The organism is Leucobacter aridicollis, assembly GCF_013409595.1.
In the GTDB taxonomy this organism is placed as follows: domain Bacteria; phylum Actinomycetota; class Actinomycetes; order Actinomycetales; family Microbacteriaceae; genus Leucobacter; species Leucobacter aridicollis.
In genome coordinates this window covers 3,350,693-3,376,268 of record NZ_JACCBD010000001.1, presented here as the reverse complement: position 1 = coordinate 3,376,268, position 25,576 = coordinate 3,350,693, and the positions used below count along the sequence as shown (strand labels likewise).

General features: G+C 64.7%; 11 protein-coding genes and 3 rRNA genes. 7 read left to right on the top strand and 7 right to left on the bottom strand.

Annotated elements, in window-relative coordinates; genetic code table 11:
- Positions 1-52: 52 nt before the first annotated feature.
- On the bottom strand, positions 53-1,480 hold the full coding sequence (gene uriT / locus BJ960_RS15510) for a uridine transporter UriT (protein WP_185987946.1): 1,428 nt from the start codon (positions 1,478-1,480) through the stop codon (positions 53-55).
- Positions 1,481-2,428, bottom strand: a complete 948-nt coding sequence (gene uriH / locus BJ960_RS15505) for a uridine-preferring nucleoside hydrolase UriH (RefSeq protein ID WP_185987945.1) — start codon at positions 2,426-2,428, stop codon at positions 1,481-1,483. It lies immediately after the preceding gene.
- Positions 2,429-2,561: 133 nt separating this feature from the next.
- Here uriH and BJ960_RS15500 point away from each other — a divergent pair, with 133 nt between their 5' ends.
- On the top strand, positions 2,562-3,620 hold the full coding sequence (locus tag BJ960_RS15500) for a LacI family DNA-binding transcriptional regulator (protein WP_185987944.1): 1,059 nt from the start codon (positions 2,562-2,564) through the stop codon (positions 3,618-3,620).
- Between the two features lie 49 nt (positions 3,621-3,669).
- On the opposite strand, the gene BJ960_RS15495 is transcribed toward BJ960_RS15500, so the two are convergent.
- Entirely contained in the window at positions 3,670-4,614 is a 945-nt protein-coding gene (locus BJ960_RS15495) for an alpha/beta fold hydrolase (RefSeq protein WP_185987943.1), read from the bottom strand.
- Between the two features lie 696 nt (positions 4,615-5,310).
- On the opposite strand from BJ960_RS15495, the gene BJ960_RS15490 reads away from it, so the two are divergent.
- The 5 genes from BJ960_RS15490 (at position 5,311) to BJ960_RS15470 (ending at position 12,087) form a co-directional block, all read left to right on the top strand.
- Positions 5,311-6,833, top strand: a 16S ribosomal RNA gene (locus tag BJ960_RS15490).
- Between the two features lie 441 nt (positions 6,834-7,274).
- Positions 7,275-10,386: ribosomal RNA gene (locus tag BJ960_RS15485) — 23S ribosomal RNA — on the top strand.
- A gap of 139 nt (positions 10,387-10,525) precedes the next feature.
- A 5S ribosomal RNA gene (rrf, locus tag BJ960_RS15480) occupies positions 10,526-10,642 on the top strand.
- Together the 16S, 23S and 5S rRNA genes form the textbook arrangement of a ribosomal RNA operon.
- A 143-nt stretch (positions 10,643-10,785) precedes the next feature.
- Entirely contained in the window at positions 10,786-11,460 is a 675-nt protein-coding gene (locus tag BJ960_RS15475) for an esterase/lipase family protein (RefSeq protein ID WP_307814518.1), read from the top strand.
- Positions 11,461-11,469: 9 nt separating this feature from the next.
- Positions 11,470-12,087, top strand: a complete 618-nt coding sequence (locus BJ960_RS15470; protein ID WP_185987942.1) for a mismatch-specific DNA-glycosylase — start codon at positions 11,470-11,472, stop codon at positions 12,085-12,087.
- Here the strand turns inward: BJ960_RS15470 and BJ960_RS15465 are convergent.
- The 4 genes from BJ960_RS15465 to BJ960_RS16485 all read right to left on the bottom strand — a co-directional run bounded on the left by BJ960_RS15465 (position 12,084) and on the right by BJ960_RS16485 (position 17,611).
- Complete coding sequence (locus BJ960_RS15465) at positions 12,084-12,350, bottom strand: DUF7218 family protein (protein ID WP_121076263.1); 267 nt, start codon at positions 12,348-12,350, stop codon at positions 12,084-12,086. The genes BJ960_RS15470 and BJ960_RS15465 overlap by 4 nt on opposite strands.
- A 41-nt stretch (positions 12,351-12,391) precedes the next feature.
- Positions 12,392-12,571, bottom strand: coding sequence for a hypothetical protein (locus tag BJ960_RS15460; RefSeq protein ID WP_121076266.1), 180 nt, complete (start codon positions 12,569-12,571; stop codon positions 12,392-12,394).
- 222 nt (positions 12,572-12,793) lie between these two features.
- Positions 12,794-14,677 carry a choice-of-anchor A family protein gene (locus BJ960_RS15455; RefSeq protein ID WP_185987941.1) on the bottom strand — a complete coding sequence of 628 codons (1,884 nt, stop codon included), beginning with the start codon at positions 14,675-14,677 and terminating at the stop codon, positions 12,794-12,796.
- A 333-nt stretch (positions 14,678-15,010) separates the two neighbouring features.
- Positions 15,011-17,611, bottom strand: a complete 2,601-nt coding sequence (locus tag BJ960_RS16485) for a helix-turn-helix transcriptional regulator (RefSeq protein ID WP_202229103.1) — start codon at positions 17,609-17,611, stop codon at positions 15,011-15,013.
- 507 nt (positions 17,612-18,118) lie between these two features.
- Here BJ960_RS16485 and BJ960_RS15445 point away from each other — a divergent pair.
- On the top strand, positions 18,119-25,555 hold the full coding sequence (locus BJ960_RS15445; RefSeq protein WP_185987940.1) for a CshA/CshB family fibrillar adhesin-related protein: 7,437 nt from the start codon (positions 18,119-18,121) through the stop codon (positions 25,553-25,555).
- The last annotated feature ends 21 nt before the right edge of the window (positions 25,556-25,576 follow it).

The following is a 25,576-nucleotide window of genomic DNA, read 5'->3' as shown; positions in this document are numbered from 1 at the left end:
CCCGGCCGGCCGAGGCCGGCGGGAACCCGCTCCTAGAATACGGTGGTTGGCGCTACTTGCTGGGTGCCGGGGCTGCGACCTCGGCGTCCGTCGGCGCCGGGATGAGGAAGCTCATCGCGAACCCGAGGATCGAGATCGCGGCGCCAGCGAGCATGCCCGCGCTGTACCCGGTCGTCGACGTCGGGTCGTCGGCCGAGGTGAACAGCAGCTGCACGGCGGGCAGGATCGCGAAGCTCACACCGGCGCCCAGGTTGAACGCGCCTGCGTTCAGGCCGGGGAGGAAGCCGGGGTTGTCCTTCGGCGACAGCACGATGCCGAGGCCGTTGAGCATGATGTTTCCGATGCCCGCGTAGGTGATGCCGAGCAGGATCGTGGTGACGATGAGCACCGGCAGCGAGTGCACGCCAACGAACGCCATCACGATGGTGCCAACGATGGTGCCGAGCATGCCGACGCGCATCACGTTGAGGTATCCGAACGTCGGAGCGAGCCGGCCGGCGAACGGTCCGACGATCCAGCCGGCGACCGCGTACGGCATGAGGAACCAGAGCGAGGTGAGGTCGGCGCCCAGGCCGAACCCGGCCTCCGCGTTCTGCGCGATTGACGCGACGAGCCCGTTCACGACCGCGAAGACGCCGGTCATGGTGAGCAGCGTCGTAACGAGCAGCGCCCAGCTCGACCGCTGCTTGAGGTAGCGCGGCGGGATGAGCGGTGCGGCAATTTTGGACTCGAGCGCCCAGAACGCCCAGAACGATGCGAGGCCGATGACGGGCAGCGCCCAGATGATGAACCAGTTGCCGTCGTTCACCGCCCCGAGGAAGTTCAGGAAGGTGAGGAACGAGCCGATCGATACGACGAGGGGCACGACACCGAGCCAGTCCATCTTCGTGTCCTTCGACGGGCGGCTCTCGGGGGCCCACACGAGCACGAAGACGATCGCGATCACGGCGACGACGGTCATCGTCCAGAACACCGACCGGAAGCCGTGGTTCGCGACGAGCCAGCCGCCTGCGAGCGCGTCGATGCCGGCGATGCCGCCGTTGACGGCGGTGATGACGCCCATCATTGTGCCGTAGCGCTTCGGGTCCTGGATCTCGTTGCGCAGCATGAGCAGCGTCACGGGAACCACGGGGCCGGTGACGCCCTGGATGATGCGGCCGACGAAGAGCATCTCGACGTTCACGGCGAGCGCGGCGATGACGGTGCCGACAGCCATGATCGCGAGCATGCCGACGAGCACGCGCTTGCGGCCGATGATGTCGGACAGGCGGGGGAGGAACAGCGAGAAGAGCGCCGCAGCCGTGAAGAACATGGTCTGCGAGAGGCCGATCGTCGCGTCATCGGTGTTCAGCTCTTTCGCCATGGTGACGAGCGCCGGGCTCAGCATCGAGGCGTTGAGCTGGAAGGCGACGCACGCTGCGAGCAGCGCGACCATGAGGGAGCCCACGCGCACGGCGGGCTTTTGCGCGATGGCGTTCATTTAGAAGTCGACCTCGCCGATGTTCTCGAGAGCCTCGGTGACGAGGTTCCAGAAGCGGGGGGCGTCGAGCTCGGTCGCGGCCCAGGTCGTGCAGTCGTCGGGGGCCTCGGCGCGGAAGTCCGCGACGGTCATCCCGAGCGTGAGCGTGCCCGTGAGCTCGATGTCGATCGGCACCTTCACGGTCTTCACGATCGTCGGGTCGATGACGTAGGCGACCGCGCAGGGGTCGTGGACCGGGGGAGCGTCGAAGCCCTGGGCGTCCTTGTACGCGAGCGCGAAGAAATCGAGCAGCTCGCCGACGAACTTCGCGGGCTTCGTGCCGACCGCCGCGATCTGGGCGGCGACCTCGTCGGTCGCGAGCGCCTGATGCGTGAGGTCGAGACCGACCATCACCACGGGCCACGTCTCGTTGAAGACGATGTGCGCGGCCTCGGGGTCGATCTTGATGTTGAACTCTGCGACCGCCGACCAGTTGCCGACGTGGTAGCCGCCGCCCATGAGGACGACCTCCTTTACGCGCTCCACGATGCGGGGCTCCTTGCGGGCCGCCATCGCGATGTTCGTGAGGCCGCCGGTCGGCACGAGGGTCACGGTGCCGGGCTCGTGGGCCATGATCGTGTCGATAATGAGGTCGATCGCGTGGCGCGAGTCGAGCTCGATCTCGGGCTCGGGCAGCACGGGGCCGTCGAGCCCCGATTCGCCGTGGATGTCGGGGGCGACCTCGATGTTGCGCACGAGCGGCCGCGCGGCGCCTGCCGCGAACGGGACGCCAGTGATGCCGGCGACGCGGGCGACGGAGAGCGCGTTGCGCGTCACTTTCGGGAGCGTCTGGTTGCCGACAACGGTGGTCACCGCGAGCAGCTCGATCTCCGGGTTGCCGTGCGCGAGCAGCAGGGCTACGGCGTCATCGTGTCCGGGGTCACAGTCGAGAATGATCTTCTTAGTCAATTCCACATCCTTGGGGCCGTTACTCGCGCGTGCGCGGGCGGGCGAATCGGGTACGTCAAGCGCTTTACGATAACACGCAAAGCGCTTGACGTCGCAACCCTATGAGTCGCCCGCCCGCGGCTAGAATAAAAGGATGTCTCGACCCGAAGCTATCTCGCCACGGCCGGCCCGCGTGACCGCCGCCGAGGTGGCCGAGCTGGCCGGCACGTCGACGGCCACCGTCTCACTCGTGGTGAACGGGAAGACCGCGGGTCGCGTATCGCAGGCAAACATCGAACGAGTGCTCTCGGCGGTGCGGGAGCTCGGGTACGTTGTCGACCACACCGCGTCCTCGCTCGCACGGGGCACCTCGAACATCGTGATCCTCGTCGCCCCCGACCTCTCGAACCCGTTCTACGGTCGAGTCATCTCGGGAATCAAAGCCGAGCTCGGCAACGAGTACCAGTTGCTGCTCTCGGTCACCGGGGAAGGGCGTAACCCCAGCGCGGCGGACGTCCATCGGCTCGTCGCGCTCAGGCCCGCTGGCCTGCTCGTCGAGGCGCCCGACGACGAGTTTCTCCGCGACCTGCCTGCCGGCGCCCCGCTCGTGCTGCTCGACGCTCCCGGGCGCGAGACTCAGGCGCCGACGGTGAACTTCGACCTCACGGCCGGCATTGGCGCGCTGCTCGCGCATCTCGCGGAGCGCGGGCACACACGCATCGGCTACCTCGACAGCCTCACGCGCACTGAGACCTTCGAACTGCGCCGCGCGCTTGTCGAGCGCGGGGCCGCGGAACGCGGCATGGACTACGTCGCGATCCCCGAGGCGGCGAGCCTCATTGATCCTGACGGGGCCGCCGCCGTGTTCGCGGAGTATTGGCCGCGGTGGCGGGACGCGGGTGTGACCGCGCTCGTGTGCGCAACCGACTCGCATGCGTACGGTGTGCTCGGAGCTGCGCGCGAACTCGGGATCAGCGTGCCTGGCGCCCTCGCCGTCACCGGGTTCGACAACCTCCCGGCCTCAGCGATCGTCTCGCCAGCACTCACCACGGTGGAGCTGCCCGGCGAGGCTCTCGGCCGCGGTGCGGTGCGGGCGCTGATGGCGCAGCGCGTCGATGGCGACGATCAGGATCGCGCCCCCGCACCCGACGCGGCGGTCCTCGCGGCGGCCCCGCTCATCGGCGCCCGCCTCATCGTGCGCGAATCGGCGTAGGACCGAGTACTATCCGGCGCCCAGCGCCGGCGCCCGCTAACCGCACACGTTAGCCCGCGGGAAGTGCGGCAAGGAACGCGGTCGTCTCTGCCGCGATCGCAGACGACTGCGTGTGGTGCAGGTAGTGTCCGCCGGTGAACAGTCGTGTCTCGCCGTGGTCGACGGTCTCCGCCTGTCGGTCGTGCAGTTCGATCCAGCCCGGCACGTCGGTGTCGTCCGTCGCGACGAAGAGCAGCACGGGAAGTGCGGCGGGGAACGCCGCATTCCGAAGCGCAGTGAAGTTCTCAGGCGCGCGCTTCATTTCATCGAGGATCGTCGGCGCCGTCGCGTTCCGCGTGGAGAGCAGGCTCATCTGCTGCTTCGTCTCGTCGTCGAAGGGCGTGCCCGTGTACAGGTCTCCCGACAGTGCCGACAGCACGCGGAGAATACCGAGCCTGTTGAGCGTCGCGAGGCCGTCAGTTGGTACCTCATCGGCGGAGCCTGGCTGCCCCGGCACACTGCTATCGATGCCGACGAACGCGACGAGCTCGGCGGGGTAGCGCGCGCTGTACTCGAGCGCGTAGATCCCGGCGATCGAGTGCCCCATGAGCACGTAGCGGTCGACGTCGAGCTGCTGCAGCGCCTCGTGCACCTCCTCCGCGATGTTCGCTGCGGTGCGCGGGGTGTCCGTCTGATCGCTCAGCCCGGTGCCGAAGGGCTCGACCGCGATCACCCGATGTGTGGCCCGCAGCTCGGTGATCAGCGGCTGGAAGTCCAATGCGGGGGCGGCGGTACCGAGGCCGGGGAGCAGTACGACAGTCTCGTCGCCCGAGCCGGTATCGACGACGTTCATGTGCCTCCCCGCGACGGGTACGAGCTCGCCGTACGGTTCGATCGCCTGAAGCTCGGATTTCGTCGCGACGGCGTTGACGATTGCGGTCGTCCCGAGCGCCAGCGCCGGAATGGCCACGATGGCGCCGATGAGTGTCAGGGTGATCTTGAGTGGCTTTCGCATGGGTCCTCATCTCGAGACGCGGGCCGGATGGCGCGCGATGGTGTCATCCAAGTCCACCGGATGCGCCGGGCCCGAGGAAGTGTCGGAATGTCACGTGGATTCGTGACCGATGTCATGCCGCGACCGGCCTCCGAGAATCCGCCACGCCCGGCAACGGCGGTACTTCGTTACGGTCATTGGGATCGCGGGAATTGAACGAGCGCCGATTTGTGTGGTGTTGTGTTTCCGCGTAATGTATTCATCTGTTGGCCGGCGCGGAAAACGCGACTGGCAGCGAGAATCTCTCACACAACACCCCCACTTGAACCGCAGTTTGGTTTGTAAAGCGGGTAGGGAAAATGGGATTCATCTTCACCCCAGCGGTGCATGGTTCTTCGGGACTGTGTGGGTCTGGTCCGGGTGGTGGCAGGAATGCTGCAAGCCTGGAGTTGCGCGGAAGCGTGAGGGTGGTCTAAGATAGAAAAGTTGCTCTTCGGAAAGCCTCAGGGTGAGTACGGTGGGTGTCTGGATCTTGAGAACTCAATAGTGTGCACTTAAATTGTCAAATGCCAATTTATTATCCCCGGCATTGAACCTGTTGGTTTGGTGTTGGAGATTCCTTTTTTATGGATAACGAAATCGTCAGATGATGGTTTCTGTCCAGGTTGAACTCGCAGTCTGGCCTACCTTATTCCGGTGGCTGGCTGCTATTCGTTTTTTACGGAGAGTTTGATCCTGGCTCAGGACGAACGCTGGCGGCGTGCTTAACACATGCAAGTCGAACGATGAAGCCCAGCTTGCTGGGTGGAAGAGTGGCGAACGGGTGAGTAACACGTGAGTAACCTGCCCTGAACTCTGGGATAAGCACTGGAAACGGTGTCTAATACTGGATACGACCTATCACCGCATGGTGTGTGGGTGGAAAGATTTATCGGTTTTGGATGGACTCGCGGCCTATCAGCTAGATGGTGAGGTAATGGCTCACCATGGCGACGACGGGTAGCCGGCCTGAGAGGGTGACCGGCCACACTGGGACTGAGACACGGCCCAGACTCCTACGGGAGGCAGCAGTGGGGAATATTGCACAATGGGCGCAAGCCTGATGCAGCAACGCCGCGTGAGGGATGACGGCCTTCGGGTTGTAAACCTCTTTTAGTAGGGAAGAAGCGAAAGTGACGGTACCTGCAGAAAAAGCACCGGCTAACTACGTGCCAGCAGCCGCGGTAATACGTAGGGTGCAAGCGTTGTCCGGAATTATTGGGCGTAAAGAGCTCGTAGGCGGCTTGTCGCGTCTGCTGTGAAATCCCGGGGCTCAACCCCGGGCCTGCAGTGGGTACGGGCAAGCTAGAGTGCGGTAGGGGAGATTGGAATTCCTGGTGTAGCGGTGGAATGCGCAGATATCAGGAGGAACACCGATGGCGAAGGCAGATCTCTGGGCCGCTACTGACGCTGAGGAGCGAAAGCATGGGGAGCGAACAGGATTAGATACCCTGGTAGTCCATGCCGTAAACGTTGGGAACTAGATGTAGGGCCTGTTCCACGGGTTCTGTGTCGTAGCTAACGCATTAAGTTCCCCGCCTGGGGAGTACGGCCGCAAGGCTAAAACTCAAAGGAATTGACGGGGGCCCGCACAAGCGGCGGAGCATGCGGATTAATTCGATGCAACGCGAAGAACCTTACCAAGGCTTGACATAGCCGAGAACGCTGTAGAGATACAGAACTCTTTGGACACTCGGTTACAGGTGGTGCATGGTTGTCGTCAGCTCGTGTCGTGAGATGTTCGGTTAAGTCCGGCAACGAGCGCAACCCTCGTCCTATGTTGCCAGCACGTTATGGTGGGAACTCATGGGATACTGCCGTGGTCAACACGGAGGAAGGTGGGGATGACGTCAAATCATCATGCCCCTTATGTCTTGGGCTTCACGCATGCTACAATGGCCGATACAAAGGGCTGCGATACCGCGAGGTGGAGCGAATCCCAAAAAGTCGGTCTCAGTTCGGATTGGGGTCTGCAACTCGACCCCATGAAGTCGGAGTCGCTAGTAATCGCAGATCAGCAACGCTGCGGTGAATACGTTCCCGGGCCTTGTACACACCGCCCGTCAAGTCATGAAAGTCGGTAACACCCGAAGCCGGTGGCCTAACCCTTGTGGAGGGAGCCGTCGAAGGTGGGACTGGTGATTAGGACTAAGTCGTAACAAGGTAGCCGTACCGGAAGGTGCGGCTGGATCACCTCCTTTCTAAGGAGCACTCACCAAACTTTGTTTGGTGCAGATTGGGGCGTTCATCACCGATCGTGTGATGCGTACCCGCTCATGGGTGGAACATTTGACAACGTGGATCAGGGTGCTGTTGTTTGGGGTGAGTACGCCGGCTTTGGCTGGTTGGAAAGTCTTGGATGGTGGTGTTCTGGTTTTTTTGAGTGCATACTGTTGGGTCCTGGAGACCCAGACCACGGTTGCTTCCTGTATGGGGGGTGATGGTGTCTTGGTTTCTTCAGCCCTGGTGTCTAGAACGTGTTGTCTAGCTGTCCAGGGATTGACCGTACGTTGAGAACTACACAGTGGACGCGAGCATCTTCGATACACGCACGATCACCTTTCGGGGTGTGGAGGCGTGTCTCATTGGTCACGCATGAGTCTTCGGGCTTGTGTGTGTTTCTAAATAATTTACTTATGTGATTTCAAGTTTCGAAGAGCAAACGGTGGATGCCTTGGCATCTGGAGCCGAAGAAGGACGTAGTAATCTGCGATAAGCCTCGGGGAGCCGATAAACGGGCTTTGATCCGAGGATTTCCGAATGGGGAAACCCCGCCAGCGCGCATGCGTAGCTGGTGACTCCCGCCTGAATATATAGGGCGGGTAGAGGGAACGTGGGGAAGTGAAACATCTCAGTACCCACAGGAAGAGAAAACAACATGTGATTCCGGTAGTAGTGGCGAGCGAACCCGGAAGAGGCTAAACCGGTGGTGTGTGATACCTGGCAGGGGTTGCATCATCGGGGTTGTGGGACGCTGCTGAAGGCGCTGCTGAGCCTTCGACGTGAATGTTCAGGTTATAGGGGAACCGCTTGGAACGGCGGACCGGAGTGGGTGAGAGTCCCGTACCCGAAATGACCTGGCTGCGTGTGGCGTATCCCAAGTAGCACGGGGCCCGAGAAATCCCGTGTGAATCTGTCAGGACCACCTGATAAGCCTAAATACTCCCAGATGACCGATAGCGGACTAGTACCGTGAGGGAAAGGTGAAAAGTACCCCGGGAGGGGAGTGAAATAGTACCTGAAACCGTTTGCTTACAATCCGTTGGAGCAGCCTTGTTGCTGTGACAGCGTGCCTTTTGAAGAATGAGCCTGCGAGTTAGCGATATGTGGCGAGGTTAACCCGTGTGGGGAAGCCGTAGCGAAAGCGAGTCTGAATAGGGCGATTCAGTCGCATGTCCTAGACCCGAAGCGAAGTGATCTATCCATGGCCAGGCTGAAGCGCGTGTAAGAGCGCGTGGAGGGCCGAACCCACTTAGGTTGAAAACTGAGGGGATGAGCTGTGGATAGGGGTGAAAGGCCAATCAAACTTCGTGATAGCTGGTTCTCTCCGAAATGCATTTAGGTGCAGCGTTGCGTGTTTCTTGCCGGAGGTAGAGCTACTGGATGGCCGATGGGCCCTACAAGGTTACTGACGTCAGCTAAACTCCGAATGCCGGTAAGTGAGAGCGCAGCAGTGAGACTGTGGGGGATAAGCTTCATAGTCGAGAGGGAAACAACCCAGATCACCATCTAAGGTCCCAAAGCGCGTGCTAAGTGGAAAAGGATGTGGAGTTGCTGTGACAACCAGGAGGTTGGCTTAGAAGCAGCCACCCTTGAAAGAGTGCGTAATAGCTCACTGGTCAAGTGATTCCGCGCCGACAATGTAACGGGGCTCAAGCACGCCACCGAAGTTGTGGCATTCATATAACAGGTAGGCCTTCGTGGTCCAGCCGTATGGATGGGTAGGAGAGCGTCGTGTGGCGAGTGAAGCGGCGGTGTGAACCAGTCGTGGATGCCACACGAGTGAGAATGCAGGCATGAGTAGCGAAAGACGGGTGAGAAACCCGTCCTCCGGAAGACCAAGGGTTCCAGGGTCAAGCTAATCTTCCCTGGGTAAGTCGGGACCTAAGGCGAGGCCGACAGGCGTAGTCGATGGACAACGGGTTGATATTCCCGTACCGGCTGGTAACCGTTCAAGACCTAACCAGTAGTGCTAAGCAAACCAAAGCTTCATGGATCCTTCGGGTGATGTGGGGTGGCGGCTGCGAACCCGAACTGGGGTGGTGAGCGTGAGGTGTGACGCAGGAAGGTAGGTGATCCCGGGCGATGGTTGTCCCGGGCTAAGCATGTAGTCTGCGGGATAGGCAAATCCGTCCCGCGTGAAGGGTGAGATGCGATGGGGACCCGTATGGGGAAGTCATTGATCCTATGCTGCCGAGAAAAGCATCGACGTGAGGTTGCTAGTTGCCCGTACCCCAAACCGACACAGGTGGTCAGGTAGAGAATACTAAGGAGCTCGAGATAATTATGGTGAAGGAACTCGGCAAAATGCCCCCGTAACTTCGGGAGAAGGGGGGCCATCCGCCTATTAGGATTTACTCCGAAAGGGTGTGGTGGCCGCAGAGACCAGTGGGGAACGACTGTTTACTAAAAACACAGGTCCGTGCTAACACGCAAGTGGACGTATACGGACTGACGCCTGCCCGGTGCTGGAAGGTTAAGAGGAGCGGTTAGCGGTTTTCGGACTGCGAAGCTGTGAATTTAAGCCCCAGTAAACGGCGGTGGTAACTATAACCATCCTAAGGTAGCGAAATTCCTTGTCGGGTAAGTTCCGACCTGCACGAATGGCGTAACGATTCCCCAGCTGTCTCCACCGTAAACTCGGCGAAATTGCAGTACGAGTAAAGATGCTCGTTACGCGCAGAAGGACGGAAAGACCCCGTGACCTTTACTACAGCTTGGTATTGGTGTTCGGTGTGGCTTGTGTAGGATAGGTGGGAGACTGTGAAGCGGGCACGCTAGTGTTCGTGGAGTCATTGTTGAAATACCACTCTGGTCATATTGGATATCTAACGACGAACCCTGATCGGGTTTTCGGACAGTGCCTGGTGGGTAGTTTAACTGGGGCGGTTGCCTCCCAAAAAGTAACGGAGGCGCCCAAAGGTTCCCTCAACCTGGTTGGCAATCAGGTGGCGAGTGTAAGTGCACAAGGGAGCTTGACTGTGAGACTGACAGGTCGAGCAGGGACGAAAGTCGGGACTAGTGATCCGGCAGTGGCTTGTGGAAGCGCTGTCGCTCAACGGATAAAAGGTACCTCGGGGATAACAGGCTGATCTTGCCCAAGAGTCCATATCGACGGCATGGTTTGGCACCTCGATGTCGGCTCGTCGCATCCTGGGGCTGGAGTCGGTCCCAAGGGTTGGGCTGTTCGCCCATTAAAGCGGTACGCGAGCTGGGTTTAGAACGTCGTGAGACAGTTCGGTCCCTATCCTCTGCGCGCGTTGGAAATTTGAGAGGATCTGACCCTAGTACGAGAGGACCGGGTTGGACGAACCTCTGGTGTGCCAGTTGTTCTGCCAAGGGCATGGCTGGTTGGCTACGTTCGGGATGGATAACCGCTGAAAGCATCTAAGCGGGAAGCCGGCCTCAAGATGAGATTTCCGTAGGAGTTTACTCCTGTGAGGCTCCCAGTAGATGACTGGGTTGATAGGCCAGATGTGGAAGCGCGGTAACGTGTGGAGCTGACTGGTACTAATAAGCCGATGACTTGACTTCATCCCAAATAGTGTTTTGGGGCGTAAGTATGTTGTTGTAACGATGTTCGCGTCTACTTTGTGGTTCTTGACGTACGGCCACGACCCCTTGCATCCTGTGTGGTGCCTGGTGTGGGGTTTGTGTGTTATGTCAATAGAGTTTCGGTGGTTATAGCGTCAGGGAAACGCCCGGTCACATTCCGAACCCGGAAGCTAAGGCTGACAGCGCCGATGGTACTGCGAGGGGGACCTCGTGGGAGAGTAGGACACCGCCGAACATTTTGTTGAGAAAGCCCCGGAGCAATTGCGCTCCGGGGCTTTCGTCATTTCAGGGGCTCCTCGCCCCACCCGCCGCGTCGGTGGGGCTACGATAGCCGGTGGGGGACATCCGGATCCGCACCACTCAACCGTTGGGGGCTGCATGAGGAGCATGGACGGGCTGCGCAAGGCGTACTGGTGGGCGCTCGACTATGCCTACGCTGGAGTCTGGCAGTTGCGGTCCTTCATCCCTGGCCCCTCGCCCGCACGCTTCCGCGGAGGTGAGGGCACGCCGGTGGTCATCCTGCCCGGCGTGTATGAGTCATGGAAGTTCATGCTGCCGCTCGTGCGTGAGCTCCACGCGGAAGGCCACCCGGTGCACGTCGTTCCGGGCCTACGACGCAACCGCGCCTCGGTCATGGAGGGCGCGAGGATGCTCGGATCATATCTCGATGAGCACGAACTCACGGGCGTTGCGCTCGTCGCGCACAGCAAAGGCGGTCTCATCGCAAAGCACCTGCTGGTCTTCGGCGACGCCGCCCCGCGGGTGGCGACGGTCGTCGCGCTCTCGACCCCCTTCGCCGGCTCGCGGTACGCGTCCTACATGCTGAATCGGACGCTGCGTGCGCTCGCCCCGGCGAACGCGACGATGGTGTCCCTCGCCCGGGCTGTGGAGGCGAACGCCAAGATCGTCTCCATCTTCCCGCGCTTCGACCCCCACATCCCCGAGGGGAGCCTTCTCGCGGGGGCGAAGAACGTCGAGGTCCCCACGGCTGGTCACTTTCGGGTGCTCGGCGATGCGCTGGCGCGCGCGGAGGTACTCAGGTCCACGGCGTAGGATTCCAGGATGGATCGACGACCATCACCCTTGGGTGGGCGCAAGCCTCGGACCGCGGATTTGGCCCAGTTCGCCGGCATCGATGCGAACGCGCTCGACGACGTGCTTCCCCCGGCCGGAGCGGAGCCTCTGCGGCTGCTCATCGTTGGCGTGAACCCAGGCCTGTGGACGGCGGCCGTGAACGCGCCCTTCGCGAGGCCGGGAAACCGGTTCTGGCCCGCGCTCCATCGCGCCGGCCTCACCGACACCCTCGTTGACGCCTCGCGGGGGCTGAGCGAGGCCGATGAGCGCGCTCTACTCGACGCGGGCATCGGCATCACGAACCTCGTTGGGCGCGCGACGGCGCGCGCCGACGAGCTGACGCGAGCGGAGCTCGTGGCCGGAGCGCACCGGCTCCTCGGCGTCGTCGCTGAGCTGCGACCGGAGCGGGTAGCCGTCGCGGGCATCACCGCGTTCAGGATCGCATTTGGTCAGCCCAAGGCCGTCCTCGGGAAGCAGGATTGCTCCCGGATCGACGGGTGGCCAGCTGACGTGGAGCTCTGGGTGGTGCCGCAGCCGAGTGGCCTCAACGCGCACGAGAACATCGACACGCTTGCCGAGAAATGGCGTGCGGTGGTGGGTGGCTAGTGCTCGCGGAGCATTCGAATGAGCTCGGCCTTGCGCTTGCGAGAGTAGCCGGTGAGTCCCAGTTCCTTCGCACGGTCGCGTAGCTCGGGCACCGTGCGATCCTCGTAGTCCTCGGCTTCACCACCCCGGCGGCCGACCGTCGATCTTCCCTCGCGCGCCGCGGCGTTCGAGATCCGCGCCGCCTTCTCCTCGGAGTTTCCCTCCTCACGGAGACGATCGTAGAGTTCTGGATCTTTCAGTTGTGGGGTCTTCTGCGTTGGCATGAGTGCTTCCTTCCTGACGGTGCTGGCACGGCGATCGCGTCTTAGTCCGGAGTGTCGAGTGTGATGATTTCCTCGTCCTGCCGCTCGCCTGAGCCCTTGCGTGGCTCCTCCTGGGCGGATTCACTGGTCTCGAACGCGTCGGCGCCTTCGTGATCATCGAGCTCGGGATTGTCGTCGGGACCCGTCGTATTGCCCTGCTGGTGTTGCCGTGGTTCTCGCATCGGTGCCTCCATCCTCCGGAACTGGGGGTGCACTTGCGTCGACGCCCCCAGAACGGTGCGTTGCGTGTCTCCGGTGTCTACGACCGTAACAGCGGCACCCTCCACGCTGCGTGGGCAGTTCTGGTGAGTTCCCTGTGAGAAGCAACCCGCGCCCATAAGAAGAGCCGGCGTGCGGCCTGAGGGATCAGGACAGCACGCCGGCTCGGTTTCTCGCGGGGAGGCTTATTCGGCTGCGCCCTGCGACCGTCGAGCCCGCGTGACGACGAGGACTGTCACGCCGAGGACCAGCAGCGCGGCTGCGCCGATCCCGATTGCGGTGAGGCTCACCGCTCCCGAGACTGCCAGGCCTGTGGTGGCCGCCGGAGCGTCGTGCGGCACCGGAACCGGGGCCGGCGTTGGGGTCGGACCCGGCTTTGGGGTCGGACCCGGCTTTGGGGTCGGACCCGGCTTTGGGGTCGGCTCCGGGCCGGGCTTTGGGGTCGGTTCGGGGCCGGGCTTCGGTCCCGGCTGTTCGGGATTCGTGGTGCAGCTGACCGCTTCAAAGACCACGACGAGCTGAGCGCCAGTGGCGGTTGCCTCCCAGCCCGTGGCGGGGGCGAGCACAAAACCGGGCTTGGCGGTTGCGGTCACGACTGCGGTCGACCCGGCCAGCAGGTCGCCGGAGACGGCGTAGTCGATCCCCTCGGTTACTGCCACCTCAAGGGTGGGGAGCGAAGCCGCACCATCCTCCGTGCACACCGCCTGCGTGACCGTCGGCGCGGCCGGCGTGACGGTGGTGTCCGGCGTCACGGGTTCCTCGCAGGTACGGTCCGCGAGCGTGATCGTCAGCGTCGCCGAGAGCGAATCCGCGGCGAGGGTCCATCCGGCGAGCGGAGCGATCTTGGTGGCGCTCAGCGACGTCGCGGTCACGGTGACGGTCTCGCCGGCGGCGACCCTGCCCGTGAGCACGTAGCTGAGCTCGTCGCTCGTGGGCAGCGTGACCGTCGGAATCGACGGCTTGCCGTCTGCGGCGCAGACGGCGTGCTCGACGCTCGGCTGTGCGAGCTGCGCGAGCGGTGCCTCCGGCTCGGTCGGGCCGCAGCCAAACACGTCGCCGTCAAGGAACGGGAATGCGTGAATCTCGCTGCCGTTGCCGAGATCGTGGGTGAGATTACCGGCGACCCACATGCGGCCGTTGGTGCCGGGAACCTTCACGGAGGTCGTCGAATCGGGGTTCGCCACGAGCACGGAGCCAGGGAACTGTGCGGATCCGCCGATGACGACGTCCGAAGCGGTCGGGAAGTTCCAGAGCAGTCGCTGCGTCAGCGCACCGAAGGCGCCCTTGTCGACGTTCATCGGGTCCATCACCGTGCCGTTCTCGTGCAGCATCGAGCTCATGGCGAACCGGGCGGTGTCGCCCACGACGTTGATCACGACGATCGACTCCGGGTCGATGTTCTTGTGCTGCAGCGAGCCTGCCTTGGCGGCGGTGGCGCCATCGAGCGTAAAGACCTGGCGGTTCGCCGTGCCGTCGCCGGTGAGCGTCAGCGTTCCATACTCCACGGCCGCGGTGCCGGTTGTCGGCATCGCCGCGTACGACGCGGACTGACTCGTGATGGCGTCGCTGACGGCGGCCCGGTCGCCGAGAGCCGACGCCTTGCCGACACCCTCGACACGTTCAGCGCCGTTGGTCTCGATCGCCTGGGGGCCCGCGTTGATCACGCCGCCAACGCGGACGCCGCCGCCAATAATGTGCCCGACGTCCAGTCGGCGCTCTTCTGCCACGGACATGTCGCCGCCCACGAGGATCATGTCACTCATCGGCGGTGGGGTAAGGAGGGAGCCGACCCCGACGACGCCGGTGTTGTAGAGGCCAGCGCCGCCGAAGGTCGCGTCGCCCTCGACGACGAGCAGGCCCTCGAGCTCGGCCCCGGAGACGAGAGTGAAGTCGCCACCGACATAGACATTGACCTGGCCGTCGACGGCGTTTGGCGTGCCGGTTCCGATGCCGCCGCCAGCTGGAATGCATGATTCCGCGCTGCTTGCGGCTGGCGCTATCGGTGCGGCGACCGCGATCGCCGGCACGGCCACAAGCGTGGCGCCGGCGAGGGCAGCGGCACTTGCCACCGTCGACAGAGTTCTAGTCAGAGACACGTTGCTACCCCCAAAACAGCCGCGGCAGCGCCGCAGCGTGTGAATCCCCCCACGAGGCGTCGCCGCGTGGCCGCGCGCACCGGTTTCCCCTCCGGAGAGCGCTAACGGTAAACCTATCCGGAATTCGTAAACTTTCCTAACAAAAAGAAAAGCTTGTGCGATGGGCGCAGTTCCGGCCAGCGAGAATTTGGATCTTTGTCTGCCGTAACGCTTGACGCGCGCCAAAAAGCTGGTAGGTGGGAAGTGAACCGCGATTCTCGTCTGGGCAACGATGCTGGCGGCACTCGAACGACGCCGCGCGCTTGGTTAGGCTGGGGTCCCGTCGGCTGACGGAGCTCCCGTGCTCTTCGGCGCGTTCGACATTGCGGCGCTCAGGGCGCTGCGCGACGAAATCCCGAGTTTCTTCATCGAGCGGGCGATGTGGTTCTCGACGGTGCGCACGCTGAGCGTGAGGCGGTCGGCGATCTCCCGGTTGCTGAGCGTCGCCGTCAGCGGCGCGATCTCACGCTCGCGCGGCGTGAGCGTGTCGACCTGGCTCACCTGCTCGCGCACGACGATGTGGCTCAACGGCTCACGGTAAATCTGGAACGACTGGTGGGCCTCGGACACGGCGCGCACAAAGTCCGGTTCGAGCTCCAACCCAGCCTCCCGCTGCGCAAACTCGACGTCCTCCAGGAAGTCCGCGGCGGTCGTGAGCTCGGACTGCGTGACGAGCTCTCCAAGGTAGACCATGAGCTTGGGGTCCTGGTGCAGCGCGGCCCGCGCGAAGTCGATGAGCGGACCGGTCCAGCCAAACGTCTCCTTCTGACTGATCTTCACAAGCATCTGCAGCGTGTCCTCGGACGGTGCGAGCTGGAACGCGAATCGCGCGGTCGACCAGGCGGCGTCGAAGAAGGAGCGCTCATAGCACTCGCGCGACTCCTTGAAGAAGAGCTTGCCGGCGGCCTGACGGTCGCCGGTCAGCAGCACCTCAAGGGCGTCGCCGAACTCCGGCCGCATGGCCGGCATCGGGCCGCGCAGCGAGGCGTATCCGTGGCTCTCGACGAGCAGCGCCTGCGCGATGTCTGCCCGTCCGTCGCGGTGGTGCAGGAAGGCCGACCAGCGGAGCATGGCCGCGTAGAGCGCGCCGTACCGCAGGTCAAGGTCACCGATGGAGAGCGCCTGGCTGAGCACCTGACGCGCCTGCGTGACTCGACCGATGCCGAGGAGCAGCTGGGCGCGAACATACGAGTTTACGAGGAACGGAACAGGATCGTCGCCCGGACCCAGACTGAGGGGGTCGACGAGGAGCTCCTCGACGGCGTCGAGCGCAACCGCACGCCTGGCAAGTGTTACGAGCCTGCTCTGCTCGGAGATGACGCGCTGGATGGGCAGCGAAAGCTCCGACTCGGCGATCTCTTCTTCGGACAGCATCTCGCCCGAAGCCGTCCGGATGTAGGCGGTGATCGTGCGGCTGAAACCTACGGGGTCGACGCCAGGGTCGCCAAGCCACTGCTTGACCTCGTCGCCGAGGCCCTCGGTCCCAAACTTCAGGTACATGTCGTAGGCGTCGAGCGCGGGCGCGAAGCTCGGGTGGAGCCGTCTGAGCGCGTCCGAGTGGCGCGGCGGCAACGGGATGCCCTGTTGCCTGAGGATCTGCTCGTGGAGGGCGAGCTGGAGCAGTTCGGAGTCCGTCGCCGCCTCGGGCGACGTGCGCTCGAGCACCTCGAGAGCCGTCGCGACGTAGCTGCCCGACTGCAGCAGCGTGTCCAGGTACGCAAGCGCCCGGGCGGGGTCCTGGTTGCGTCGCCACTCCCTGCCAGACAGGATCAACTTGTGCTCGGTCTGCTCGCGGAGGAAGCGTGCGAGCCCAGCGTTGTGGGTCTCCTCGGTGTCCGAGTGCATGGAATGGAAGTCGGCGCGCAGCGCGAGAAGGTCAAACGGCGATCCGCCGTTCTCGCCGCTAGTCGCGGCGAAGCGTTCGAGGAGCTCGCGCGCCGCAATGTGGAGGAGGTCGACCGGGCGCTGCCTGAAGTAATCGGCGACGAGCGCGGGGCGCGGGGAGACGCGAGAGCGCCCCTGAGGGTCGCGGAACACGGTCACGAGCCCGCTGCGTGAGAGCTTGTCCGCCGAGACGGGGTCGAAGTTCTGGAACTCGTCGGCGGCGAGATCGCCGACGAGCGAGAGCGCGTGCAGCAGGCGGATCGCGGTGTCGTCGAGCGGCGCGAGCAGTCGTTCGATAATCTCCTCGAGCCCCTCGTTCCAGAGTCTGCGCTCTGCGGAGACCCAGCGGTCGGGGTGCTGGACGAGCTGCCCCGCGGCTTGGGCGGTGCGCAGGATGTCGGCTGCGACTCCGGTGATGCCCGACGACATCGAGAAGATCTCAGACGTGATCTCGGGGCTGACGTTTCCCTGCAGGGTGCGCTGGGAGAGGACGCCGACCTGCTCGAAGCTCAGCGCACTGAGCTCGACACGCGCTTCGGCCCTGAGCATGTGCGAGATCACGCGCTGTTCGGCCGTGAGGTTCTGGAACGGCGGTGTGACGAACACCCCGGAGACCGTGTCCCGCTCGAAGAGCGGGGCGAGCGCCTCTGCGGAGTGCAGGTCGAGCCATTCCGCATCATCGATCAGGATCACAGGGTTTGGCGAACGGCTGAGCTCGATCGCGACGATGTCGCGCGCTTCGCTCGGCGTGGTCTGCGGACCGAGCCGGTCCGACGCGGACAGCGCCTGGCGGAGCACGCCGTAGCGGGTGTTGGACAGCGTCGGCTCACCGGCGATGCGGATGACGGTGAAGCCCTGCGCATGCAGCGCCTCGTCGAGCTCGTCGAGGAGCGTCGTGCGGCCGAACTCTTTGCTCGAAACGAGCCGGACGCTCTCGTGGCGGCGCGCGTGGTGGAGAAGCCTGCTCAGTTCTTTTGCGCGCATTCCATCGCTTCTTTCTTGGCCCCCACCTCAGTGTGAGTACGCCGAGGTCTCAACGCGGCCACCCTGGCCGCACCGTGTTGTTGAATTTTATACGTTTCTCGCGCCGTGTGTCCCGTGCATGTTCGCTCATGCGCGAGGCGGTGGGGGACTCGGGTTCTGCGCCGAGGCGAAGAGCCCGGCCCGCGCGCCCGCTGAGTGTGCCACTCAATGCGCCTCTTGTGGATACGCAATGGGTCGCGCGAGCCGCCCGTGCGACTACTCATCCTGGAGCAGGACCGAGGCGGCGGCTCGCGGGGCAACCACCTGAAAACCCCGGAATTTCAATGATGTCAGCAGTGTGCTTCAGTGAGATTGCCCGTAGGCAGGACTGAAAACGCTGTGTATATTTGCAGATAATTAACGAATTATGTGAATCGATTTTCATTCAGAGAAGTCCTTGAATCGCAGTCGCGCTACAAGGACACTCAACGTGGTGAGGCTGGCGACGGCCTTGGGGGTGGGGGAAAGATGTCTTGGAAGAGTAGTCGCACGCAGACGAAGCGACGGTCGCGGCTCGGAGCAGCGCTCTCGATGCTGCTCGGAGCCACCGTTGTCGTTGGCAGCCTCGTGACCGCGCCACTCGCCGCGCAGGCCCAGTTCGCTGAGGGCGGCGAAGGCCGCCACCGCGCGTCCATCGACTGGTTCTCCTTCGGGGAGGAGGCGCAGCCGATCGCCGACGGCACCCCGTACACGAACGAACGCCAAATCGGCGACGACAAGATCGTTTCAACGTGCTCCATTACCGATGTCGAGGGGCAGATCAGCACCTATCGTTCCGGTGACTTCTCGGGCGATGCGCTGCCCTACCTGTACTACGCGGGTGGCCCCGGTACCGCCAACACGATGGTGACGGGCATCACCAACACGGTTGCTAGGACTGCCCCCACGTTCACGATTTCCTGCACGGCCGACTACGTGACGGCCGACGGTTCCAGCTTCGAGATCCCGCTCCAGGGCCTCGTGGTTGCCGACGCCGAGTCGAGCAACACCCAGGGTGACGAGTACCTGCAGGCCGACCCCCGGCCGGTCGGCACGGATGTCACCTGGCGAATTATCGACCGCATGAAGAGCCCCGAGTGCGCGCCCGAGGACACGACGCTCGCGACCCCAACCGCTGAGGGTGGGCTCCGGTTCGCGCCGAACCGCTTTGAGTGCGTCGCTTGGGGAAGTGGCTACGGCCCGATGGCCATCGCCTTCATGGAGGGCGCGACCTCGGCGCATATCACCGTGAAGGGCGGCGCGCACAGCGCCGTCGCCCTCGGCATGGTGATGAGCACCGACTTCGGTGACGCCCCCAAGTCCTACGGCGCTGCCGGCGCCGTGTTCCAGCCCCAGTGGGAGGGCGGCGTCATCGACCCCGCCGGTGGGCCGAAGGATGTCTTCGCGTCGGACTTCGAGCTCGGCTACCCCGGCGAGTCGCCGCTGACGCTCGGCAAGCACATCGACGCCGAGACGCACCACCTCTACAGCTGGGATGCGCTGCTCGACGACGAGAGCGGCCGCAACGCGAGCTCCACGAGCGCCGGCGAGGACTGGTCTGGCAGCGACGAGGACGCACTCCCGCTCATCGACCTCCCGAAGACGGAGAAGGGGACACTTTTCAACGACGGCGCACCGCTCAGCGTGGAATGCCGCGGCGACGGCTACGTCGCCGGCTGGCTTGACTGGAACCTCGATGGCACCTTCGACCCGACCGGCGAGCGTTCAGAGATCGCAAAGTGTGAGGGCAACGCGGCGGTGCTGACCTGGCCGTCGCTGGCCGAGCTTGATCTGCCGGCGGGCGTCGACCCCACCGTGTACCTGCGGCTGCGCATCGCATCGACGAGTGACGACCTCGAGCCTACCGGCGTGCTCGTTCCCACCGGCGTCGGATCTGCCGGCGAGGTCGAGGACTACGCGCTCGGTGTTCCGCTCATCGAGGCGGCGAAGGAGTCGACACCGCTCTCGGGCACACCGGTGCTTGTGGACGACGAGATTACCTACACGCTGACATTCCAGAACGTCGGCAACGTGCCCGGCGAGATCGTCTACGACGACTTCCTCGCCGGCGTGCTCGACAAGGCCGACTTCGTGCCTGACTCGATCGTTGTAGAGTCGCCGAACGGGTCTACGGCTGACATCAAGGCAGAAGAACCAACGGGCGACCCCGCGCGTATCGACATCGCCGGAACCCTGGAGCCCGGCCAGATCGTCAACATCAGTTACAAGGTCAAGGTGACCAGCAAGACCGCGGGCGACCTGCTCGAGAACTATCTTTTGCACGTCGACGATGCGGGCGAACCGCCCGAGAAATTCGACGAGTGCGTCGAGAGCAACCCCCGCTGCACCTCCCACACCGTGCTCGCGCCTGACCTGCAGGTACGCAAGAGCTCGCTCCCGGCCGACGGGCAGACTGTCAAGCCCGGCCAGCTCGTGACCTATCACCTCGACTTTGAGAACCGTGGCGACGCTGACGCGGAGAATGTGAACTTCACCGACGACCTCTCCGAGGTGCTGAAGTACGCTGATGTACTCCCCGACTCCATCCGAGTGATTGGTGCGGCCGTGCCGGGCTCGCCCCCGCCGCCCGCGCCGGAGCAGTACTCGCTCGAGGCCAACTTCGACAAAGACGCGCAGTCACTGAACGTGACAGGCAAGCTGTACGCCGAGCACTCGGGCCGCGTCGAGTATGTCGTGCGCGTCCACGACCCCATCACCCCGCCTGAGGGCGGCGGAACTCCGGCGCTGACGAACTTCCTGCACCCGGACGGGACTGAGCCCCCAGCGACCTGTGAGCCCGGCGACGAGCTCTGCACGACGCACCCGGTCGACCTCCCGAAGCTTGTTGTCTCGAAGAAGGCCAACCCCGCCTCGGGCGAATCCGTCGTGGCCGGCCAGGACCTCACCTACACGCTGACATTCGACAACTCCGCGGGCACTGCTCCAGCCACGGTCAAGTACACGGACGACCTCACGGACGTGCTTGACGACGCCGTTGTGAAGACCGACCCGACCGCCTCGGCAGCGGGACTGACCCCGGAACTTGACGGCAACACGCTTGCGATCAACGGAACTGTCCCGGCCGGTCAGACCACCACCGTGAGCTACGTCGTGACAGTGAATCCCGACGGCGAGCGAGGCAACGAGCAACTCGGCAACTTCCTGTTCGAAACCGGAGTCGACCCGCCGACGACGTGCGAGCCTGGCGATGACACGTGCACGACCCACCCCGTTGACGAGCCCGACCTCACGGTCTCGAAGTCCGCGGCTCCCGCGACGGGCGAGGCGGTTGTTGCCGGCGACACCGTCACGTACACACTCACCTTCGATAACACCGATGGAACCGCGCCCGCCGCGGTGAACCACGTCGACGACCTCGCAGACGTCCTCGACGACGCCGACGTGGTGACCGAGCCGACCGCCTCGGCATCGGATTTGGTCGCCGCTCGCACGGGCGCCAGCCTCAGCGTCACCGGCGCCGTGCCCGCCGGAAAGGTCATCACCGTGACCTACTCGGTGCAGGTGAAGGCCGACGAGGCCCGCGGCAACGAGCAGCTCGCGAACTTCCTGTTCCCCGAGGGCACCGAGCCCCCGACGACGTGTGAGCCTGGCGACGACAGCTGCACGACCCACCCCGTCCAGAAGCCCGAGCTCAAGGTCTCGAAGTCCGCGGATCCCGCGGCGGGCGAGTCCGTGGTCGCGGGCAACGAGGTCACCTACACGCTCACGTTCGACAACACGGCTGGCACGGCCCCCGCGACCGTCAACCACGTCGACAACCTGAGCGACGTGCTCGACGACGCCGAGCTCGTCGACGGCCCAACGGTGGTTCCCGCCAGTGCGCTGACGGGCACGATCAACGAGGCGACGGGCGAGTTCCCGATAGCGGGCACGCTCGCGGCCGGCGCAACGGCGACCGTGACCTACACCGTGAAGGTGAAGGCTGACGGCGACCGCGGCAACGAGCAGCTTGCGAACTTCCTGTTCGAGGAGGGCGCGGAGCCCCCGACGACGTGTGAGCCCGGCGACGAGACGTGCACGACGCACCCCGTCCAGAAGCCCGAGCTCAAGGTCTCGAAGTCCGCGGATCCGGCGACCGGCGAAGCCGTGGTCGCGGGCGACGAGGTCACCTACACGCTCACGTTCGACAACACGGCTGGTACCGCCGCATCGGCAATCGGCCACGTTGACAACCTGAGTGACGTGCTCGACGACGCCGAACTCGTCGACGGCCCGACCGTCGACCCCGCCGGTTCGCTGACGGGCACGATCAACGAGGAGACGGGCGAGTTCCCGATCACCGGGACGCTCGCGGCCGGTGCGAAGGCGACCGTGAGCTACACCGTGAAGGTGAAGGCCGACGGCGACCGAGGGAACGAGCAGCTCGCGAACTTCCTGTTTGAAGAGGGCGCGGAGCCCCCGACGACGTGTGAGCCCGGCGACGACAGCTGCACGACGCACCCGGTGCAGAAGCCCGAGCTCAAGGTCTCCAAGGGCGCCGCCTCCGAGTCGGGGAACGACTTCGTGACGGCGGGCGAGAAGCTCACCTACACGCTGACGTTCGATAACTCGGCGGGCACCGCCCCGGCGGCAGTGCAGCACGTCGACCACCTCGCCGGAGTACTCGACGACGCCGACCTCACTGATGGACCAACCTCATCGGATCCTGACGCGCTCGCCGCAGCGCTCAGCGACGACGGCACGCAGATTGGCGTGACGGGCGCCGTTCCCGCTGGTGCGGTCGTCACCGTGACCTACGTCGTGACGGTGAAGGCCGATGGCGAGCGCGGCGACAACAGCCTCGCGAACTTCCTCGCCGAGGAGGGCGTCGACCCGCCGACGACGTGTGAGCCAGGCGACGAGACCTGCACGGTCACGCCCGCCCCCGAGCTGACGTACACGAAGGCCGCCGTCTCCGAGTCGGGCAACGACTTCGTGACTGCGGGTGAGAAGCTCACCTACACGCTGACGTTCGACAACTCGAAGGGCACGGCCCCGGCTGCGCTGAACCACGTCGATGATCTCTCGAAGGTCCTGGACGATGCGGACGTGACCGACGGCCCGACCTCGTCCGACCCCGCGAACGTGACCGCGGCGCTCGACGGTGGTGCGGAGCGCATCTCCGTCACTGGCTCGGTTCCCGCGGGCCAGGTCGTGACGGTGACCTACGTGGTCACGGTGAAGGCCGACGGCGAACGCGGCGACAACACCCTCGCGAACTTCCTGCTCGAAGAGGGCGCCGAGCCACCGGTCACCTGCCTGCCCGGCGACGAGACCTGCACGGAGACCCACGTCCCCGAGCTTGTGCTCTCGAAGTCGTCCGACCCCGCTTCGGGGGAACCCGTGATTGCAGACCAGGAGATCACGTACACGCTGACGTTCGACAACTCGGTGGGCAAAGCTCCGGCAGCGGTGAACCACGTTGACGACCTCAGCGACGTGCTCGACGACGCCGAGCTCGTGGACGGCCCGACGGTCGTGCCTGCTGGCGCGCTGGCGGGTGAGGTCACCGACGGTGTCTTCGTGATCACCGGCGAGCTCGCCGCTGGCGCGACGGCGACCGTGAGCTACACCGTGCAGGTGAAGGCTGACGGCGACCGCGGCAACGAGCAGCTCGCGAACTTCCTGTTCGAGGAGGGCGCCGAGCCGCCGACGACCTGTGAGCCGGGCGACGACACCTGCACCACGCATCCCGCGCAGTCGGCGGACGTTTCGGTGAAGAAGTCGGTCGACCCCGCCTCCGGGACTGAGGTTGTCGCCGGTCAGGCCGTCACGTACACGCTGACCTTCGAGAACTCCGGCGAGGCCCCCGGAAACGTCGACTACACCGACGACCTCAGCGACGTCCTTGACGACGCCGGGATCACCGTGGAGCCGACTTCGTCGGATGCGTCACTGACGCCGAACCGCACTGGCGACGAGCTGCGCGTCACGGGCCGGCTGGCTGCCGGCGCGACGGTCACAGTGACCTACGAGGTCACCGTGAACGCGGACGGCGAGCGTGGCAATGACCACCTCGGCAACGTCGTCGTGGAGACCGGCGAGGAGCCGGTCTGCGACCCCGAGGCTGAGAACTGCACCGAGAACCCCGTGGTGTTCCCCGTCATCGATGCGCAGAAGGGATCGGATCCCGAGTCCGGCACCGTGCTGCACGCCGGCGACGACGTGACCTACACGCTGACGTTTACGAACTCCGGCACCGGCGCGGGCGAGCTCGCGTTCCGGGACCGCCTCGAAGAGGTGCTCGACACCGCCGACATCGTCAGCGGGCCGACGGTCGCGCAGGGCGAGGGCTCGAGCGCAACTGCCGTGGTCAACGGCGAGGGCATCGACATCGCCGGGACGATCGCGCCGGGCGGCACCGTCACCGTGAGCTACACGGCCCGCCTGCACTCGGAGGTCGCCCACGGCGCCCGGCTGACGAACTACCTGCTCGCCCCCGGCGAGTCGGTGCCGGGCCTCTGCCTGCCGGAGAACCCGCGGTGCACCGACCACCCCGCTGTGGCCCCCGAGCTCGACGTCGACAAGAGCTCCGACCCCGCCTCGGGCGAGGCTGTCGAAGCCGGCCAGGTCGTGACCTACACGCTCTGGTTCCACAACTGGAGCCCCGCTGAGAAGCGCGTCGACTACGTCGATACGCTGACCGACGTGCTCGACGACGCGACGTTTGTCGAGGGGTCGCTCACGGTCGACTCGACGGCCCTGAAGGCTGTTCGGTCGGGCGACAAGATTCGCATCACGGGAACGCTCGGGTCCGACACGGAGGCCACGGTGACGTACCAGGTCACGGTGAAGCCCGATGCTGAGCGCGTGCCCGAGGGGGAGGCCCCCGCGGGCACCACCCCGAACCAGCTCGGCAATGTCGTTGTCGAGAGCGGTCAGGAGCCGCCGGCGGTCTGCGAGCCCGGCGACTGGCACTGCACGGTGAACCCGATGCCGAACGTCATCGCGAAGAAGTCCGCTGACCCCGCCTCAGGTGAGACAGTCATGGAGGGTCAGGAGCTCACGTACACGCTCCACTTTGAGAACGTCGGGACCGCGGCTGGACAGGTCGCGTTCCGCGACACGCTCCGCGACGTCTTGGACGACGCCGACTTCGTCGATGGGTCGCTCGTTGCGAGCGAGGGCCTGGAGGCCTCCGGCCCGACGGCGAACGAGATTCTCGTGACTGGCTCGCTCGAGGCTGGCGCGACGGGCACCGTCGAGTACTCGGTCACGGTGAAGCCCGACACCGAACGGGAGAGCGACGGAAACAACCAGCTCGCGAACTTCGTGTTCGGCGAGGGGACCGAGCCCCCGACGACGTGTGAGCCTGGCGACGACAGCTGCACGACGCACCCGGCACCCGACCTGGTTGTGTCGAAGGGCGTCGATCCCGAATCGGGGACGACGGTCGCCGCAGGGCAGGAGCTGACGTACACGCTGACGTTCTCGAACGCTGGCAACGCGGCCGGCGAGGTCGCCTACGAGGATCACCTCGCTGGCGTGCTCGACGACGCCACGCTCGTGTCTGGCCCCGAGAGCGACAGCGCGCTGCTCTCGGCGAAACTCGACGGCGACAGGATCCTGATCGCTGGCGAACTGCACCCGGGCGAGACGGTGCGCGTGACCTACACGGTCCGGGTGCTTGGCGACGCGGAGCGCGGCGACAGCGTCCTCGGCAACTTCGTCGTGAAGCCCGGCGTCACCCCGCCGGCGGTGTGCGAGCCCGGCTCGACCCTGTGCACGGAGAACCCGGTGTCGCCGACGCCGGTGAAGCCGGTGCCGCCGCTCGAGGAGACCGGTGGCGCGAGCACGCTGCCGTGGCTGCTCGGCGGTGGGGCAGTGATCCTGCTCGGCGCCGCGCTGCTCCTCGTGCGGCGCAAGCGCGGCGGTGACAGTGCGGAGTCGCCGGCCGGTTCGGCCGAGTCGACGGACGGAAACTAGCCCGGCGAAGCGACGCGGCGG